Source organism: Pseudomonas sp. LH1G9 (assembly GCF_002949975.1).
In the GTDB taxonomy this organism is placed as follows: domain Bacteria; phylum Pseudomonadota; class Gammaproteobacteria; order Pseudomonadales; family Pseudomonadaceae; genus Aquipseudomonas; species Aquipseudomonas veronii.
Genome location: NZ_CP026880.1, coordinates 1528546 through 1547128, shown reverse-complemented (window position 1 = coordinate 1547128; position 18583 = coordinate 1528546). Strand labels below are relative to the sequence as shown.

At 62.7% G+C, this 18583-nt stretch carries 19 protein-coding genes and 1 pseudogene; 9 read left to right on the top strand and 11 right to left on the bottom strand.

The annotated features are described in order from the left end of the window. The first annotated feature begins 31 nt into the window (after positions 1-31). Positions 32-307, top strand: a complete 276-nt coding sequence (locus C5F70_RS07460; protein ID WP_046383114.1) for a peptidylprolyl isomerase — start codon at positions 32-34, stop codon at positions 305-307. Positions 308-412: 105 nt separating this feature from the next. Here the strand turns inward: C5F70_RS07460 and C5F70_RS07455 are convergent, their stop codons facing one another. The 8 genes from C5F70_RS07455 to C5F70_RS07420 all read right to left on the bottom strand — a co-directional run bounded on the left by C5F70_RS07455 (position 413) and on the right by C5F70_RS07420 (position 7017). Beyond that, entirely contained in the window at positions 413-1321 is a 909-nt protein-coding gene (locus tag C5F70_RS07455; RefSeq protein ID WP_104903022.1) for a sugar kinase, read from the bottom strand. Between the two features lie 117 nt (positions 1322-1438). Further along, positions 1439-2647 carry an amino acid deaminase gene (locus tag C5F70_RS07450; protein WP_104903021.1) on the bottom strand — a complete coding sequence of 403 codons (1209 nt, stop codon included), beginning with the start codon at positions 2645-2647 and terminating at the stop codon, positions 1439-1441. Between the two features lie 9 nt (positions 2648-2656). Next, a complete protein-coding gene (locus C5F70_RS07445; protein WP_026139982.1) occupies positions 2657-3421 on the bottom strand; it encodes an IclR family transcriptional regulator in 765 nt (254 codons plus the stop codon). Positions 3422-3587: 166 nt separating this feature from the next. Beyond that, positions 3588-3977: a RidA family protein gene (locus tag C5F70_RS07440; protein ID WP_017846649.1), complete on the bottom strand. Its 390-nt coding sequence runs from the start codon at positions 3975-3977 to the stop codon at positions 3588-3590. A gap of 23 nt (positions 3978-4000) precedes the next feature. Further along, entirely contained in the window at positions 4001-4783 is a 783-nt protein-coding gene (locus C5F70_RS07435; protein WP_017846650.1) for an amino acid ABC transporter ATP-binding protein, read from the bottom strand. Further along, positions 4780-5442, bottom strand: a complete 663-nt coding sequence (locus C5F70_RS07430; RefSeq protein ID WP_079444097.1) for an amino acid ABC transporter permease — start codon at positions 5440-5442, stop codon at positions 4780-4782. The genes C5F70_RS07435 and C5F70_RS07430 overlap by 4 nt, the downstream gene beginning before the upstream one ends. A gap of 11 nt (positions 5443-5453) precedes the next feature. Beyond that, complete coding sequence (locus C5F70_RS07425; RefSeq protein WP_017846652.1) at positions 5454-6116, bottom strand: amino acid ABC transporter permease; 663 nt, start codon at positions 6114-6116, stop codon at positions 5454-5456. 52 nt (positions 6117-6168) lie between these two features. Further along, on the bottom strand, positions 6169-7017 hold the full coding sequence (locus C5F70_RS07420) for a transporter substrate-binding domain-containing protein (protein ID WP_017846653.1): 849 nt from the start codon (positions 7015-7017) through the stop codon (positions 6169-6171). Between the two features lie 372 nt (positions 7018-7389). On the opposite strand from C5F70_RS07420, the gene C5F70_RS07415 reads away from it, so the two are divergent. After that, a complete protein-coding gene (locus C5F70_RS07415; RefSeq protein WP_104903020.1) occupies positions 7390-7752 on the top strand; it encodes a thioredoxin family protein in 363 nt (120 codons plus the stop codon). Positions 7753-7757: 5 nt separating this feature from the next. On the opposite strand, the pseudogene C5F70_RS07410 reads toward C5F70_RS07415, so the two are convergent. The 3 genes and pseudogenes from C5F70_RS07410 to rpiB all read right to left on the bottom strand — a co-directional run. Beyond that, positions 7758-9050: pseudogene (locus tag C5F70_RS07410) on the bottom strand (CBS domain-containing protein); the annotation flags it as partial. A gap of 376 nt (positions 9051-9426) precedes the next feature. After that, on the bottom strand, positions 9427-10407 hold the full coding sequence (locus C5F70_RS07405) for a sugar-binding transcriptional regulator (protein ID WP_017846656.1): 981 nt from the start codon (positions 10405-10407) through the stop codon (positions 9427-9429). Between the two features lie 63 nt (positions 10408-10470). Continuing rightward, positions 10471-10932 carry a ribose 5-phosphate isomerase B gene (rpiB, locus tag C5F70_RS07400; protein ID WP_017846657.1) on the bottom strand — a complete coding sequence of 154 codons (462 nt, stop codon included), beginning with the start codon at positions 10930-10932 and terminating at the stop codon, positions 10471-10473. Between the two features lie 283 nt (positions 10933-11215). On the opposite strand from rpiB, the gene C5F70_RS07395 reads away from it, so the two are divergent. The 7 genes from C5F70_RS07395 (at position 11216) to dhaL (ending at position 18582) form a co-directional block, all read left to right on the top strand. After that, positions 11216-12703 carry a sugar ABC transporter ATP-binding protein gene (locus tag C5F70_RS07395; protein WP_104903019.1) on the top strand — a complete coding sequence of 496 codons (1488 nt, stop codon included), beginning with the start codon at positions 11216-11218 and terminating at the stop codon, positions 12701-12703. Continuing rightward, the gene (locus C5F70_RS07390) at positions 12700-13686 is read left to right on the top strand and encodes an ABC transporter permease (protein WP_017846659.1); all 987 of its coding nucleotides are present in this window, start codon (positions 12700-12702) and stop codon (positions 13684-13686) included. The genes C5F70_RS07395 and C5F70_RS07390 overlap by 4 nt, the downstream gene beginning before the upstream one ends. Before the next feature lie 37 nt (positions 13687-13723). Next, positions 13724-14731, top strand: a complete 1008-nt coding sequence (locus tag C5F70_RS07385; RefSeq protein ID WP_017846660.1) for a substrate-binding domain-containing protein — start codon at positions 13724-13726, stop codon at positions 14729-14731. Between the two features lie 149 nt (positions 14732-14880). Further along, a complete protein-coding gene (locus tag C5F70_RS07380) occupies positions 14881-15636 on the top strand; it encodes an SDR family oxidoreductase (protein WP_046383107.1) in 756 nt (251 codons plus the stop codon). Between the two features lie 27 nt (positions 15637-15663). Beyond that, positions 15664-16779 (top strand): alcohol dehydrogenase catalytic domain-containing protein, encoded by a 1116-nt coding sequence (locus C5F70_RS07375; protein WP_046383106.1) that lies wholly within the window; start codon positions 15664-15666, stop codon positions 16777-16779. 153 nt (positions 16780-16932) lie between these two features. Further along, a complete protein-coding gene (locus tag C5F70_RS07370) occupies positions 16933-17934 on the top strand; it encodes a dihydroxyacetone kinase subunit DhaK (RefSeq protein ID WP_104903018.1) in 1002 nt (333 codons plus the stop codon). A 3-nt stretch (positions 17935-17937) separates the two neighbouring features. Further along, positions 17938-18582, top strand: a complete 645-nt coding sequence (dhaL, locus tag C5F70_RS07365) for a dihydroxyacetone kinase subunit DhaL (protein ID WP_104903017.1) — start codon at positions 17938-17940, stop codon at positions 18580-18582. The last annotated feature ends 1 nt before the right edge of the window (position 18583 follow it).

Sequence of the window (18583 nt, the reverse complement as noted above, 5' to 3'; positions counted from 1 at the left end):
CGCGCGCCGTCGCACACCCCGGTAGAGAACCATGAAAGCCCAAGCCCGCCATATCCTGGTGAAAACCAGTGAAGAAGCCGAACAGCTCAAGCAGCGCATCGCCAAGGGCGAAGCGTTCGATGTGCTGGCCAAGAAGTACTCCACCTGCCCGTCCGGCAAGCGCGGCGGCGATCTGGGCGAGATCCGGCCGGGGCAGATGGTCGGCGCGATTGATGCGGTGATCTTCAAGAAGCCGCTGCGGGTGGTGCATGGGCCGGTCAAGAGCAAGTTTGGATATCACTTGGTGCAGGTGTTTTATCGGGATTGAGGGGTTGGCTTTAGGGCGCTATCGGGGGCAAGCCCCCTCCCACATTCGACCGCATTGCGCTCACTGTGGGAGGGGGCTTGCCCCCGATCCGCCGCAGGCGGCCATTCACCCCCTAGGAATCAACGCCCCCGCCACCTGGATCACCCGGCTCGCCAACCGATGCCCGGCCAAGGCCGCCTCTTGCGGCGAGCCGCCCTTGAGCCGACTGGCCAGGTACGCCGCGCTGAACGAGTCCCCCGCCGCCGTGGTGTCTACCACCGTCTCGACCTTCAACGCCGGCACGACAAAACGCTGGCCTGCGCAACGAATCAAACAGTCCTCGGCGCCGCGCTTGAGCACGACTTCCGCGACTGCCGGATACGCTGCGAACACCTGCTCGCTGTCGGCATGACCAAACAACGCGCGCTCGTCATCCTCGGTCAGCAAGGCCATATCCACCTCGGCCAACACTTTGTGATAGGCCGCACGCGCCGCCTCGATACTCGCCCACAAACGCGGCCGGTAGTTGTTGTCGAACACCACCCGGCCGCCGCGCCGACGGGTTTCGATCAAGGCCTGCAACAAGCGCTCGCGCCCGACTTCACCGAGCACCGCCAGGGTGATGCCGCTGAAATACACCACGTCATAGCCCGGCAACGCTGCCAGGATCGGAGCGGCGGCGGGCGTGGTGAAGCAGTCGCGCACGGCCGCTTCGTTGCGCCAGTAGAGGAATTTGCGCTCGCCGTTGGCGTCGGTCTGGATGCAGTACAAGCCCGGCAACCGCCCGGGCAGGCGCTGGACCATGCTCAGGCCCAGGCCTTCGTCGGTCCACTGTTGGCACATGGCGTCGCTGAAGCTGTCATCGCCCAGGGCGGTGACGTAGTCGACGTGGCCGAGCGCCCCCAACTCGCGGCGCAGGTACACCGCGGCGTTCAGGGTGTCGCCGCCGAAGCTCTGGTGCAGGCTGCCGTCGGCGCGGTGTTGCAGTTCGATCATGCATTCGCCGATGAGGGCGATGCGGGGTGTGGTGTTCATGCCTGTTGTCTCCGGTGCGGCTGATGGCCCCTTCGCGGGCGAGCCCGCTCCTACCTTTGAATGTGTTCACACATCCAAAGGGCGCAGCGGTTTTGCCTGCGATGGAGGCGACGCGGTCTAGAAGCAGGTATGCAGTGACTCGATCACCTGCAGTTGCTCATCCACCAGGCAACCGACCTGCCACTTGTCGAACGTCAGGCACGGGTGGGAAGTGCCGAAGGAAATAATGTCGCCGATGCGCAGCTCAACCCCTGGCGCAACGCTCATGAACGCATGCTGGTCCATCACCGCGGTGACCTTGCACGCGCTCACATCATCGCCTTGCGCCGGCACGATCCCGGCCTTGTAGCGCTTGAGCGGCACCGGCAAACCGGCGTCGTAGGCCACATCGCGCTTGCCCAGGGCGACCACCGCGAAGCCAGGCTCAGGCAACGATTGCACGTGGGCCCAGACTTCCAGCGCCGGGCGCAGGCCTTCGCTGAGGTCGCTGCGTCGGTCGAGCACGCAGCATTGCGCGTCTTTGTAGATGCCATGGTCATGGGCCACGTAGCTGCCGGGACGCAGCACGCTGAGGAAACGCCCGGCGGCGTTTTGCGCTTCGAAGGACTCGGCGATCAGGTCATACCAGGCCGACCCCGACGCGGTGACGATGGGCTTGGCCAGGTCGAACGAGCCGTTGTTCTGCAGGTCCACCGCCAGGCGCACCAGGCTCGCGGCGAAGTCGCGGATGCCACTGATGGCGTGTTCGCCGTGGATCACGCCTTCGTAGCCTTCGATACCGGTCAGGGCCAGCGCCGGCTGGGCCTTGATCGCAGTGGCCAGGTCGCGCACCTCTTGCTCGCTGCGGCAACCGCAACGGCCGCCGACCACGCCGTACTCGATCATCACGTTCAGGCGCAGGCCACGGGCGGCGAAGAACAGGCCCAGGTCGGCGACGTTGTCCGGGTGGTCGACCAGGCAGTGGAAGTCGAAGTCTGCGTCGGCCAGCAAGTCGGCGATCAACGCCATGTTCGGCGCGCCCACCAGTTGGTTGGCCATCAACACACGGCGCACACCGCCGGCATAGGCGGCGCGGGTCTGTACCGCGCTGGCCAGGGTGATGCCCCAGGCACCGGCGGCGATCTGGCGCTGGAACAGGGCCGGCATCATGCTGGTTTTGCCATGGGGCGCAAGCTCGGCGCCGCTGTTGCTGACAAAGGCCTGCATCCAGCGGATGTTGTGTTCGAGGGCGTCGCGGTGCAGCACCAGGGCCGGCAGGCTGACGTCACGGACCAGATGGGCGCCGACAGCGGCGGCGCCCTTTGCAACGGCGTTGATGGCAGGCATGAGCTGCTCCTATTCGTTGATGCGACGGGCCAGGTTGTTGGCGCTTTCGATCAACACCCGGCGATAGTCGTTGTAGTTTTTACTGGCATCGGCGCGGGGCGCGACGATGCACAGGGTCGCAATGCTGATGCCCTGCGCGTCCCGGACCGGGGCGGCAAAGCAATGGGTAAAGGTGTCGGCCACGCTGTCGAAGGAAAAGAAGCCATCGACGCTGGCCTGACGGATCTGTGCGAGGAAGGTCTCCAGCGGCAAGCGCTGGCCGTCCGGCAGGATGAAATCGTCGGGGTCGATCAGGTCGACGATCTGCTGGTCGCTCAAATGCCCCAGCAACAGGCGCCCGGACGCGGTCCACGGGATCGGTGCGTTTTCGCCGATGTCCGAGGAAATCCGGAAATGCCGCTCGCCTTCACGCATCAGCGCCACCGTATATTTGCGCCCGTTGAGCAGGCACATCTGCGCGGTTTCGTGGGTCTGGCTGACGATCGCCTGCAAGGCGTGGTCGGCCTCGCGGGTCAGGTCGAAATGGCGCAGGTGCGCCTGGCCGAGGAAGTACAGCTGACGGCCGAGGTAGACGTGCCCGTCCTTGCCCACGGTTTCCAGGATGCGGCGTTCCAGTAAGGAGGCGACCAACTCGTAGACCGTGGACTTGGGGCTGCCGATGCCGCTGGCGATATCATTCGGGCGCAGGGGCTGGCCGACTTCCTTGAGGAAATCGAGGATATCGAATGCACGGTCCAGGCCTTTGGCGCGGCGTTTGATGGTGTCTTCGGTCATGGCAGTTTCGGTCCGCTCGAAATGGTAGGGCTGGCGCAGGTCCACTGTGGGAGGGGGCTTGCCCCCGATGGCGGTGTGCCAGTGGACACATCTGTTGCTGATACACCGCTATCGGGGGCAAGCCCCCTCCCACATTGGATTTACTGTGGTTTCAAGAGTGGGGCATTTAGCCCTTTTTCTTGTAGGCCACGCAATCGATCTCGACCTTGCAATCCACCATCATGTTGGCCTGCACGCAGGCGCGTGCCGGGGCGTGTTCGGGGCTGAAGTATTCGCCGAAGACTTTGTTGAAGCTCCAGAAATCCCGTGGGTCTTCCAGCCACACGCCGACGCGCACCACGTCGTTCAAGGCGTAGCCAGCCTCTTCGAGAATCGCCACCACGTTGCGCATCGTCTGGCGGGTTTGCTCGACGATGCCGCCGCTGATGATTTCACCGTCCACCGCTGGCACCTGGCCCGAGACGTAGAGCCAGCCGTCCGCTTCCACCGCGCGGGCGAAAGGCCGAGGCTGGCCGCCGCCGGCGGTGCTGCCGGTGCCGTAACGAGTAATGCTCATAAATAGTGCTCCTTGACTGACAGTTAAAAACGAATGTTCTTCAGGAATTCCGCCAGGCGTGGCGACTGCGGGCGTTCGAAGATGTCCTTCGCCGAGCCCTGTTCTTCAATGCGCCCCTGGTTCATGAAGACGATTTTGTCCGAGACTTCGTAGGCAAAACGCATCTCATGGGTCACCAGCAACATGGTCATGCCCTCTTCCGCCAGGCCCTTGATCACGCTGAGCACTTCGCCCACCAGTTCCGGGTCGAGGGCCGAGGTGACTTCGTCGAACAGCATCAGGCTGGGGTTCATCGCAATCGCACGGGCGATGGCCACGCGCTGTTGCTGGCCGCCGGACAACTGGCCGGGGAAATGATTGCGGCGCTCCAGGAGCCCTACACGGTCCAACCATTTTTCCGCCAAGGCCACGGCTTCGTCCTTAGGCATTTTCTTAACTTTCAACAAGCCCAGGGTGACGTTCTGCAGCGCCGTCAGGTGCGGGAACAGGTTGAACTGCTGGAAGGCCATGCCGGTCATGGCGCGGTGCTGGGCGATCACCCGCTCCGGGTGGCGCACGCGCTTGCCCGCGATGTCGCTGTAGCCGATGGACTCGCCATCCAGGCTGATCTGACCGCCCTGGAACTCTTCGAGCAGGTTGACGCAGCGCAGCAGCGTGGTCTTGCCCGAGCCGCTGGAGCCGATCAACGTCACCACGTTGCCGCGCTGCATGGACAGGTCGACGCCCTTGAGCACTTCCACCGTGCCGTATTGTTTGCGCAGGCCGCGAATGTCCAGCAGCGGTTGGGTCGTTTGAGGTTGGTTCATGGCAAGGCCACCCGCTTTTCAATGTAGCGCCCGAATAACTCGATGGCGTAGTTGATGACAAAAAACAGAACACCCGCGAACAGGTAGAACTCCAGGGTCATGAAAGTGCGCGCGATCACCTGCTGGGTACTGAGCAGCAACTCGGCGACACCGATCACCGACAGCAGGGTCGAGGCCTTGACGATTTCCGTGGAGGAATTGACCCAGGTCGGCAAAATCTGCCGCAGCGCCTGGGGCAACAGCACGTAGCCCAGGGACTGGTAGAACGTCAGGCCAATCGCCTTGCCCGCTTCCATTTGCCCGCGGGGAATGGCTTGCAGCGCGCCGCGCACGATCTCCGCGACGTGGGAGCCGCAGAACAGCGTCAGCCCGACCGCACCGGCCTGGAACGCGCTGATCTGCCAACCGAGCGCCGGCAGCATGTAGAAACACGCCAGCACCAGCACAAACACCGGCGTGCCACGGATCAGGTCGACATACAGACGAAACGGCAGGCGCATCCAGAATCTGCCGTAGGTCAGGATCAACCCGGCGACGATGCCGATCAGGGTGCCGAAGATAATCGCCAGCGCCGAGACATAGACGCTGGCCTGGAACCCGGCCCAGAGGGTGTCCCGGGCGATCCACAACTCATGCAGCCAGCTGGGGGATTGGTACATGCGAGCCTCTTCTAACGACGGATCGCCAGACGCTGTTCCAAGTAACGGAGCAGCATGGCGATCAGGTAACAGGCGGCCACGTAGAGCGCGGTCGTGACCAGCCAGGTTTCAATCACCCGGTAGCTTTCGACGTTGATCTTGCGGGCGTAATAGGTCAGCTCCGGCACCGCGATCGCGGCGGCCAGCGAGGTGTCCTTGAACAGCGAAATGAAGTTGTTCGACAGCGCCGGCAGCACGTTGCGCAGCATCACCGGCACGGTGATATAGGCGCGGATCCGCCACTCGCCCAGGCCGATGGCCAACCCGGCTTCGCGCAAGCCCTTGGGAATATTCAGCAGCCCGGCGCGGAACACTTCGGTCAGGTAGGCACCGGCGTACAGCGACAGGGTGATGATGAACGACGGGATCTTGTCCAGGCGGATACCCAGGCTGGGCAAGGCGAAGTAGATCAACAGGATCAGCACCAGGATCGGCGTATTGCGCACCACCGTCACATACACCGAGGCCAACAGGCGCAGCGCGCGGTGCTTGGACAGCATGGCAAACGCCATCAGCAGGCCGATCACGCAACCGATGGCGATCGACAGCAGCGCCAATTCGAGGCCGAGCCCCAGCCCCGCCAGCAAGGTGTCGAAGTCGCGCCACACGGCGGCAAAGTTCAACTGATAGTTCATGGTCGACAGTACCTGATGGGGGCGCCGTTCGCGGCGCCCCGGTTTTCACGAATCACTTGAACTCGACGGGGAAACCAATCGCCGGCTCCGGCAGGTCGACGCCGAACCATTGCTTGAACGAGGCCTTGTAGGTGGGGAATTCGACACCGGTCATGGCTTCGTGCAGCGCGGTGTTGACGAAGTTCAGCCAGTCCTGGTCGCCACGCTTGACCGCGCACGCGTAGGTTTGCGGGCTCCAGGCATACGCCGGGCTGCGGTAGCGGCCGGGGTTCTGCACCATCAGGTACTTGACCGAAGACTGGTCGGTGGCGGCCGCATCGGCGCGGCCGGAGTTCACCGCCTGGTACATCAGGTCGACGCTGTCGTACTGGTCGACCTTGGCCTTGGGCAGCGCCTGGTGGACCAGTTCTTCGGCGTAGACGTTTTGCAGCACGGCCACGGTGACGCCGTCGCCGGCGGCCTGCAGGTCTTCGATCTCCTTGTACTTGCTGTTGTTCGGCAGCAGCAGGCCGACGCCTTCGCGGTAGTACGGCAGGGTAAACGCCACCTGCTGCGCACGGCTGGCGGTGACGGTAATGAACTGGCAACTCATGTCGACTTTGTCGGTCAGCAGGTTGGGAATCCGCGCGTCGGAGGACTGCACCACAAACTCGACCTTGCTCGGGTCGTTGAACAAGCCCTTGGCCACGATGCGGCCGATGTCGATATCAAACCCCTGCAACTTGCCATCCGCTCCCTGGAAGTGCCACGGCGCATTGGTACTGCCTGTACCCACGATCAGATGCCCACGCTTGAGCACATCATCGAGCTTGCTGCCCGCCGCCTGCACAGTGCTTGCGAGGGAAGCCGATGCGGCGAAGAGAAAAACACACGCTTTGAACACGGAAGGTCGGTGATGCATGACAAGCACTCCAGGAGTTGTGTATTCCGCTATACCGGAACTTAGTATGTAACAACGGAATAGACAGCAGAAAGTGTGCCATACGCACGAGCGGGAAAATAGGTTGAGAATAAACTTGTTTTAAATCAGTGATATAAACATTCACGCGGCACAAGGCGTATCGCCAGCAGGTGCAACCCCTTTGCTACCCAAGGCCCCACACTGTGGTGACAGGCTCACCTGGGCGCACCAGCCTGGCGTTACCGCGCACCATGGCAGTGCGCGCACTTGAACGGGTTCTGACGGGCGTGCGAGCGACCTGTGAAGATTGACAGTAGACGCAGGCGTTCTTCCCACCTAGCGTAAGCGCAGGTACAACAGGGAGAAGCCCTCGTGAACTATGTCAACGCGGTGGTGGAGGACAAGGCTGCGTTTGAACGGGAACTGAATACCCCGCAGCCTGTGTTTATCGTGTTCATGTCACATGACTGCACCGCGTGCAGTGACGCGATGCCGCGCTTCATGCGAATCAGCGAGCGTTACAAGGACCAGGCCAAAGTCTTGATCCTTGACTGCGTCAACACGCCCAGGCATCCGCGTGTCGACCGCATTCCGATGCTGCTGATCTACCGCGACCAGGTACTGCTCGACGCCCTCCCCGGCCTTGCCGAAGACGCGCTGGAAAGCGCCTTCAAGCGGTACACCCAAGCCTATCCGGTCACGCCTGTGGCACCAGCCCCCGGAAAACCTGCATGAACCATGGCGTCCGGCAACTCACCGGCAATGGACTCAAGAATATCGGTCATGCTCAACACGCCGATGAACTCACCGCACTCGTTGATCACGAAGGCGATGTGGGTCGAGGCCTGGCGCATCTGTTCCAGGGCGTTGAGGATCGAGCAACTCGCCAGCAAGTTGATCGCCCGACGCGCCAGTTGCTCAAGGTCCGGTTCGTTGCCGGCCAGGTAGTCCTTGAGCAACTCCTTCTTATGCACAAAACCTAATGGCTCATCGACAGCACCGTTGCGGATCAACGGCAGGCGCGAGTAGGACGAACGCATCAGTTTCAGGCGGATAGTGTCGCGATCGTCCGCCAAATCGATAAAGTCGACCTTGGCCCGCGGCGTCATCAAGCTGCGGATCGGCCGCGCGGCCAGTTGCAGCACGCCGCTGATCATTACGCGCTCACGTCGGTCGAACAGCGGGCCCTGAGTCACATCCGGCTCACCCAGCAGGTCAGCCACCTCTTCGCCCACCTCATCCTCCGCCAGGCTGCGACCGCCGAGCAAGCGCATCACCGCATGGGCGGTGCGCTCACGCACGGGCAACACGCCTTGCGCCGACTTCTTGCGTCGGGCCCGGGCAATCTGGTTGAACACCTCGATCAGGATCGAGAAACCAATCGCCGCATACAGGTAGCCTTTCGGAATATGAAAGCCCAGGCCTTCGGCGGTCAGGGCGAAACCGATCATCATCAAGAAGCCCAGGCACAGCATGATCACCGTCGGGTGCGCGTTGACGAAGCGGGTCAGCGGTTTGCTCGCAACGATCATCAGGCCGATGGAAATGACCACCGCGATCATCATCACCGCCAGCTCATCGACCATGCCCACGGCGGTAATCACCGCGTCGAGGGAGAACACCGCGTCGAGCACCACGATCTGCGCGACGATCGGCCAGAACATCGCATAGGCCACATTGCCCGAGCGTTGCGCCACATGGCCTTCAAGGCGTTCATGCAATTCCATGGTGGCCTTGAACAACAGGAACACACCACCGAACAGCATGATCAGGTCACGCCCGGAGAAGCTCTTGTCGAACACCTCGAACAACGGCTGGGTGAGGGTCACCAACCAGGAAATACTCGCCAGCAAGCCCAGGCGCATCAGCAAGGCCAGGGACAAGCCGATCAACCGCGCACGGTCGCGCTGCTCCGGCGGCAACTTGTCCGCCAGGATCGCGATAAACACCAGGTTGTCGATGCCCAGCACCAGCTCCAACACAATCAACGTCAACAGGCCAAGCCATGCCGTAGGGTCCGCTAACCATTCCATTTATAGAGTCTCTTTATCAGTGTTCAGAATGCCGGGCACGGCAAAGCGCGGTCAGGGGACCGGGAAAGGGTTAACCATTGGAATACGAGGTGCTTCAGCGGGAACAGCAACAACGGTTGTCTTGGGGAAAGACGACTGGGGGGCTCCGAAAGGGCGTTCATGCAAGTCCTGAAATAACAAAAGGACCTCAATCCTACATTCGAAATACAAATTCCCTACAACACAAAACCATTACAAAACCTGTCCCCAAACCCCATGTGCGAGGGGGCTTGCCCCCGATGACGGTGTATCAGCCAGCATATATGTAACTGAAAGACCACTATCGGAAGCAAGTCAAATCGTCGCACCGCCCTCCCACACCTTGACCTGTGGCGTGTCAGGCTTTACGGGTCGCTTCATCCAGCGCCAATATGGTATGAGCATTAGTGACCGTGGTCGCAAGAGTGTTGATCACCCCCGACCGCAACGCCCCCAACGTGGCCGCCGCCTTGGTGTTCTCGCTGGCAATCGCCACCACATCCGGAATCCGGAACAACTCCTGCACCGTCAGCCCGATCACCCGCCCCTGGATGGCGTTGACCGCCGGCTGCCCGTGGATATCGATAAAGTCATACCCCATCATGTCGCCCACCGTGCCGGACAACCGCGCCTGGGCAATCTCCTGGGGCGAGAACCAGCCCATGCGTACCATGTTGCTGTTCTCGCTCATGTCGCCGATGCCGATCAGCGCAATGTCGGCACGCCGCGCCCGATCGAGGGTCGAGCGCACCGTGTCGTTATTGATCAGCACGCCGCGCAGTTCCGGGTTGGCCACCAGGGCCGGCGCGTACAGGCTTTCACTCTCGCCGCCAAAGCGCAGGGCCAGGCGCCGGCAGATATGGTCGGGGTTCATGTATTCGCCAGCCTTGAGCGAACCGCCGATGGCGCAGACAAATGTGCAATTGCGCGTCACCGGCAGGAACACGTTATCGGCCACCGCGCCAACATTACGCCCCATGCCCACGGCGACGATCATGCCGTCGCTCAAAGTCTTGTTCAGGTAATTGGCCACCAGGCTGGCGACGGCCGAGCGCTGGGTGTCGGGGTCGCTGTGGTCGACGGCGATCAGGGCGCGGTCGAGCTTGAAGCGCTCCACCAGGGCGCGTTCCAGCTCATTGTTCATCGCCGGGTGCTGCAACACGCGCACTTCGACAATGCCTTCATCGCGCGCACGTTTGAGCAGGCGGCTGACTTTTGCCCGCGACAGGTCAAAGCGCTTGGCAATAGCTTCCTGAGTGACGTTTTCGAGGTAATAGAGCATCGCCACTTCGGTCATCTGATCGATATCACTGGCAATGCGCTGGCTACTGTCACTCATGGGGACGGGCTTCCGTTTCGGCGTCAAAGGCACATTCTCCCGACTCTTGCCCCGCCACGTCCACTACTGATGCCCATCGCGCTCGATCGCATTGATGCGCGCGACCTTGGCCCCGGAACGCGCCGCCTCGAACTCCGAGGCCAGGAACGCGGTGACGATGCTCTTGGCCAGCTCGGCGCCGATCACCCGTGCGCCGATGGACAGGATCTGCGCATCGTTGCTCTTGCGCGCGCGCTCCGCCGAGTAGGTGTCATGGGCCTGGGCCGCGCGAATCCCCAACACCTTGTTCGCCGAGATGGCCATGCCGATCCCGGTGCCGCACACCAGCACGCCCAGGCGCTGCTGCCCGGCATTGATGGCATTGGCCACGGCCAGCGCGATGTCCGGGTAGAGCACCGGCGCGGTGGAATGGGTGCCGAAGTCGGTCACCGGGTAGCCCAGCGTCTCGATATGGCGCTTTAACAGCTCTTTGAGCTCAAAACCCGCTTCATCGCATCCGATAGCCACCGGGAAAGGTGTGTTCATGGCGTCTGGCTCCGCTGCCGAGGTCGTACTTATGACTGATCAGATGATCACTCAGTGAAATATCGTTCAGTCATTTCGCGGGCATCACCCCCTCTCTGTCAAGCATGATTTAACTGACCCGGCAGTCAAAGCGGTCTAGAAAGGCGTTATTGGCGAAAAACACCAGAATCCTAGCTTTTACATGAAAGAGATTGACTGATCAGAATTTCATTTGATACACATATGCTCACAGCGAAACATGACTGTGCGACCTAATAAGAATTCACAGCACGAGGACACGCCGATGGCCACGCCATTACTGCTCCAGGCTGAACACGTCGCCAAGGCTTACGCCGGTATCCCTGCCCTGCGTGACGGGCGCCTCTCTCTGCGTGCCGGCAGCGTCCACGCCCTGTGCGGCGGCAATGGCGCGGGCAAGTCGACGTTCCTGAGCATCCTGATGGGCATCACCCCGCGCGACGCCGGCACCATCCTGCTCAACGGCACAGCGGTGCAGTTCAACCGCCCGAGTGAAGCCCTGGCATCGGGGATCGCAATGATCACCCAAGAGCTGGAACCCATCCCCTACATGACCGTCGCCGAAAATATCTGGCTGGGCCGCGAACCACGCCGCGCCTGCTGCATCGTCGACAACAAGGCCCTGAACCGGCGCACCCGCGAGCTGCTCGAAAGCCTGGAGTTCGACGTCGACGCCAGCAGCCCGATGCACCGCCTCAGCGTGGCGCAGATCCAACTGGTGGAAATCGCCAAGGCGTTCAGCCATGACTGCCAGGTGATGATCATGGACGAACCCACCTCGGCCATCGGCGAGCACGAAGCGCAGACCCTGTTCAAGGCGATCCGCCGCCTCACCGCCCGTGGCGCCGGCATCGTGTATGTGTCGCACCGCCTGAGCGAACTGGCGCAGATTGCCGATGACTACAGCATCTTCCGCGACGGCGCCTTCGTGGAAAGCGGGCGCATGGCGGATATCGACCGCGACCATTTGGTGCGCGGCATCGTCGGCCAGGAACTGACGCGCATCGACCACAAGGTCGGCCGCGAATGCGCCGCCGCCACCTGCCTGCAGGTCGACAACCTGAGCCGTAAAGGCGAGTTCCACGACATCAGCCTGCAACTGCGCCAGGGCGAGATCCTTGGCATCTATGGCCTGATGGGTTCGGGGCGCAGCGAGTTCCTCAATTGCATCTACGGGCTGACGGTGGCCGATTCCGGCAACGTCACCCTGCAAGGCAAGCCCATGCCGGTCGGGCAGCCCAAGGCAACCATCGATGCCGGCATGTCGCTGGTCACCGAAGACCGCAAAGACAGCGGCCTGGTGCTGACCGGCAGCATTCTGTCGAACATCGCCCTGTCGGCCTACAAACGCCTGTCGAGCTGGTCGCTGATCAACGCGCGCAAGGAAACCCGCTTGGCCCAGGACATGGTCAAGCGCCTGCAGATCAAGACCACCTCCCTGGAACTGCCGGTGGCCTCCATGAGCGGCGGCAACCAGCAGAAAGTCGTGCTCGCCAAATGCCTGTCGACCGAACCGGTGTGCCTGCTGTGCGACGAGCCCACTCGCGGCATCGACGAAGGCGCCAAGCAGGAGATCTACCACCTGCTCGACCAGTTCGTGCGTGCCGGCGGCGCCGCCATCGTGGTGTCGTCGGAAGCCCCGGAACTGCTGCACTTGAGCGATCGCATCGCCGTATTCAAAGGCGGCCGGCTGGTGACCATCAGCACCGACACCGCCCTTTCCCAGGAAGCCTTGTTGAGTCTTGCCTCATGAATGCCAAAACCCTGTCCACCCCCGCCACCTCCATCACCGCCGCGCCGCGCAATCGCCTGCGCCTGTCCCTCGACCGCTTCGGCCTGCCGCTGGTGTTCATCCTGCTGTGCGTGGTGATGGCGTTTTCCAGCGAATACTTCATGACCTGGCGCAACTGGATGGACATCCTGCGCCAGACCTCCATCAACGGCATCCTCGCCGTGGGCATGACCTACGTGATCCTGACCAAGGGCATCGACCTGTCCGTGGGTTCGATCCTCGCGTTTGCCGGGCTGTGCAGCGCGATGGTCGCGACCCAGGGTTACGGCCTGCTGGCGGCGGTGAGCGCCGGGATGTTCGCCGGGGCGATGCTCGGCGTGGTGAATGGCTTCATGGTCGCCAACCTGTCGATCCCGCCGTTCGTGGCCACCCTCGGCATGCTCAGCATTGCGCGCGGCATGACCTTCATCCTCAACGACGGCAGCCCGATCACCGACCTGCCGGATGCCTACCTGGCGCTGGGCATCGGCAAGATCGGCCCGATCGGCATCCCCATCATCATCTTTGCCGTGGTCGCGCTGATCTTCTGGATGGTGCTGCGCTACACCACTTACGGCCGCTATGTGTACGCGGTGGGCGGCAATGAAAAGAGCGCGCGCACCTCCGGCATCGGCGTGCGCAAGGTGATGTTTTCGGTGTACGTGGTCTCGGGCCTGCTCGCCGGACTGGCCGGCGTGGTGTTGTCGGCGCGCACCACTTCCGCCCTGCCCCAGGCTGGGGTGTCCTATGAGCTGGACGCGATTGCCGCCGTGGTGATCGGCGGCACCAGCTTGTCGGGCGGCACCGGCAGCATTGTCGGCACGCTGTTCGGCGCGCTGTTGATCGGCGTGATCAACAACGGGCTGAACCTGCTCGGCGTGTCGTCCTATTACCAGCAGGTCGCCAAGGGCCTGATCATCGTGTTCGCAGTACTGATCGACGTGTGGCGCAAGAAAAAACGCTAGAGAACGACCCAACTACAACAATAACGGAGTTCCCCTCATGAAACTTGGTACCACCTTGGCCGCCGTGGCGGCCCTCTCCCTGCTCGCCAGCAGTATCGCCGTGGCCGCCGACGGCAAGACCTACAAGGTCGGCGCAGCCGTCTACGGCCTCAAGGGCCAGTTCATGCAGAACTGGGTCCGCGAGCTCAAGGAACACCCGGCGGTCAAGGACGGCACCGTGCAATTGACCGTGTTCGACGGCAATTACGACGCCCTGACGCAGAACAACCAGATCGAAAACATGGTGACCCAACACTACGACGCGATCCTGTTCGTGCCCATCGACACCAAGGCCGGCGTCGGCAGCGTGAAGCAGGCCATGAGCAACGACGTGGTGGTGATCGCCTCCAACACCAAAGTGGCCGACGCCGCCGTGCCATATGTAGGCAACGACGACGTCGAAGGCGGCCGCCTGCAGGCCCAGGCCATGGTCGACAAGCTCAACGGCAAGGGTAACGTGGTGATCATCCAGGGCCCGATTGGCCAGTCGGCGCAGATCGACCGGGAAAAAGGCGAGCTGGAAGTGCTGGGCAAGCACCCCGGCATCAAGATCATCGAGAAAAAAACCGCCAACTGGGACCGCGCCCAGGCCCTGGCGCTGACTGAAGACTGGCTCAACGCCCACCCCAAAGGCATCAACGGCGTGATCGCGCAGAACGACGACATGGCCCTGGGCGCCGTGCAGGCCCTGAAGTCCCACGGACTGACCTCCAAGGACGTGCCCGTCACCTCGATCGACGGCATGCCGGATGCGATCCAGGCGGCGAAGAAAGACGAAGTCACCACCTTCCTCCAGGACGCCCAGGCCCAGTCCCAAGGCGCATTGGACGTGGCATTGCGCGCCCTCGCCGGCAAGGACTACAAACCGCAATCGGTGATCTGGGAACGTTATGCCAAGGACGTGAAATGGGCCGACGGCACCGCCAAGACCTACATCCTGCCGTGGGTGCCGGTGACCAACGCCAATGCCGACGCGCTGTACCAACAAGTCAGCGGCGGCAAGTAACTACTGGCTTGAAACACACTCAAGTGTGGGAGGGGGCTTGCCCCCGATAGCGGTGCACCAGTGATAGATCAGGTGATCTGACACTCCGCCATCGGGGGCAAGCCCCCTCCCACATTGAATCTCCAGTGTTATTTAAAGAGGAGTCATTCATGTCTGGATTCTGGAACCAAGCCTTCGACCTCACCGGCCGTTGCGCGGTGATCACCGGCGGTGCCGCCGGCATCGGCCTGGCCTGCGCCAGCCTGCTGGTCGAACGCGGCGCGCGGGTGGCGCTGCTGGACCGCGACCCGGCGGTGGTGGCCGTGGCCGCCGGCCTCGGCGCCGAGCATCTGGGCATTGCCGTCGATCTCAGCCAGATCGACCAGGTGCAACACAGCGTCGACCGGGTTTTCGCCCACTTCCAACGCCTCGATTACCTGATCAACAGCGCCGGCGTGGCCTTGCTGGACAAGGCCATCGACGTCAGCGAAAGCGCCTGGGACACCACCCTCGACATCAACCTCAAGGCCAGCTTCTTCGTCGCCCAGGCCTGCGCCCGGCACATGCTCGCCCAGGGCGGCGGGCGCATCGTCAACCTGGCCTCCCAGGCCGCGGTGATCGGCCTGGACCGGCATGTCGCGTATTGCGCGAGCAAAGCGGCCATCGTCGGCATGACCAAGGTATTGGCCATGGAATGGGCGCCACAGATCAACGTCAACGCCATCTCCCCCACCATCGTCGAGACCGCGCTGGGCAAACAGGCCTGGGCCGGCGAAGTCGGCGAACGGGCCAAATTGCAGATCCCGGCGGGCCGCTTTGCCCAGCCGGAAGAAATCGCCGGGCTGGCGCTGTACCTACTCAGCGACGCGGCGCAAATGATCACCGGCGCCAACATGGTGATCGACGGCGGCTACAGCATTCAATAATTCATCTATTTGTCGTGAGGTTTTGTCATGTCCACCGTTACCGAACGCACGCCCGAGCAACTCACCCCGATCATCCCGAAAACCATGCAGGCCGTGGTCTGCCATGGCCCGGAAGACTACCGCCTGGAAACCGTCGACGTGCCCACCCCCGGCCCCGATGAAATCCTCACCAAGGTCGAGCTGTGCGGCATTTGCATGGGCGACATCAAGACCTATCGCGGCGCCCCGTCGTTCTGGGGCGACGCCGAGCAACCGCGCTACGTCAAGCCGCCGATGATCCCCGGCCACGAATTCGTCTGCCGCGTGGTGGCCCTCGGCCCCGGCGCGGAAAAGCGTGGGGTGAAGGTCGGCGACCGGGTGATCTCGGAACAGATCGTGCCGTGCTGGGGTTGCCGCTTCTGCAACCACGGCCAGTACTGGATGTGCCAGAAACACGACCTGTATGGCTTCCAGAACAATGTGCAGGGCGCCATGGCGCAGTACATGATCTTCACCAAGGAAGGCATCATCCATAAAGTGCCGGACTCGATTGCGCCGGACGAGGCGATCCTGATCGAACCGCTGGCCTGCTCGCTGCACGCGGCGGAGCGCGCCAATGTGGATTTCGACGACGTGGTGGTGGTCGCCGGCGCCGGTACGCTGGGCCTGGGGATCATCGGCGCGGTACGCATGCGCAATCCGAAAAAACTGATCGTGCTCGACATGAAACCCGAACGCGCCGCCCTCGCCCTGCGCATGGGCGCCGACGAAGTGTGGAACCCGGCCGAGGTGGACGTGCTGGCGAAGATCCGCGCAATCACCGACGGCTACGGCTGCGACATCTATATCGAAGCCACCGGTCATCACAAGGCCGTCAACCAGGGCCTGGCGATGCTGCGCAAACTCGGGCGTTTCGTTGAGTTCAGCGTGTTCAACGACGAGGCTACGGTGGATTGGTCGATCATCGGCGACCGCAAGGAACTGGACATCCTCGGCTCGCACCTGGGGCCGTACATGTACCCGCGCGCCATCGACTTTATCGGCAACCGCAAGATCGACATGCGTGACGTGGTGACCCACAAGTTCGCCCTGGCGGACTTCAAGGAAGCGTTTGCGGTGATGGAACGAGGCGACAAATCACTCAAGGTCGTCCTCGAACCCTAAACACACCACGCATCCCAATGTGGGAGGGGGCTTGCCCCCGATAGCGGTGGCTCAGTAATTGATGAGCTCACTGTCACGCCGCCATCGGGAGCAAGCCCCCTCCCACACTGAACAGCTGTGAACCCATAAAACAAGAACACAGGAACCCGCGTTATGAATCGAGTCATCAACGATCCGGACCACGTGGTCGAGGACATGCTGCGCGGCATCCTGGTCGCGCATCCGCAATTGCGCCAGTACGAAACCAATCCACGGGTCATCGTCAAAGCCAAACCGTCGGGCCAAGGCTGCGTCGGCATCGTCACCGGCGGCGGTTCGGGCCATGAGCCGGCCTTCCTCGGCTACGTCGGCCCCGGCCTGGTCGACGCCGTGGCCGTCGGCGAGATCTTTTCCTCGCCCACCGCCAAGAGCTTCTTCGATGCGTTCCGCGCCGCCGACCACGGCGCCGGCGTGGCCTGCCTGTACGGCAACTATGCCGGCGACAACATGAACGTGAAGCTGGCAATGAAAATGGCCGCCAGCAAAGACATGCGTATCCGCACCGTGGTCGCCAACGACGACGTGGCGTCCGCGCCCAAGGCCGAGATCGCCAAGCGGCGCGGCGTGGCCGGGGAAATCTTCATGTGGAAGATCGGCGGTGCCGCCGCTGCCCAGCACTACGACCTGGACGGTGTGATCCGCGTCGCCCAGAAAGCCGTCGACCACTGCCGCTCGATCGGCATCGGCCTCACCCCCTGCACCATTGCCGCCGTGGGCAAGCCGAACTTCGAGATTGCGGACGGCCAGATGGAACTGGGCATCGGCCATCACGGCGAACCGGGCATCGAAGTCATCCCGATCGAACCCGCCGCCGCCATGGCCGAGCGCATGCTCGCGTCGATCCTCGCCGACCGCGACTTCAGCCAGGACGACAGCGTGGTGGTGCTGGTCTCCGGCCTCGGCGCCACGCCGGTGATGGAGCTGTATATTTTCTACGCCGAGGTGGAACGCCAACTCACCGCCAAGGGTTTGAAAATCCACCGTTGCTACGTGGGCAACTACTTCACGTCCCTGGAAATGATGGGCGTGACCCTGACCCTGCTCGGCCTTGATGCCGAGCTGAAAACCCTGATCGACCAACCCTGCCGTTCCATCGGCATGACCCAGGCGGAGTGAACCATGAGCGAGCATTTTTCCACCCGCGACGGCAGCGCCATCGTCGCCGACCTGGTCAGCGTGATCGTGGCCAACCGTGAGTACCTCAGCGAAATCGACGGTGCGATTGGCGACGGCGACCACGGCATCAACATGGCCAAGGGCTTCGCCCATTGCGGGCGTGCGATCGAAGGCCGCCAACTGAGCCTGGCCGAAGCCCTGGACGAACTGACCCTGAGCCTGATGGAAGGCATCGGCGGCTCCATGGGGCCGTTGTACGGCAGCCTGTTTATCGGCATGGCCGATGAAGTGCGCGGCTGCGAAGACATCGACGCGGCCACCTTCGCCCACCTGCTGCGCGGCGGCCTGACCTCGTTGCAGGACATCACCGAGGCCGGCGTGGGTGACAAGTGCCTGATGGACACCTTGATCCCGGCGGTCGAAGCGTTCGAGCGGGCCCACGCACAGAGGGCGTCCTTCGGCGATGCGCTCGACGCGATGAAAACCGCCGCCTCACAGGGGCGCGACTCGACCAAGGACTTGGTGGCCAAGATCGGCCGCGCCAGCCGCCTGGGCGAACGCTCACTGGGCGTGCTGGATGCCGGCGCGGTGTCGTGCTGCCTGATCCTCACCCGCCTGGCCGATTCCGTGCAGCCGCGGCTGGTGTAAC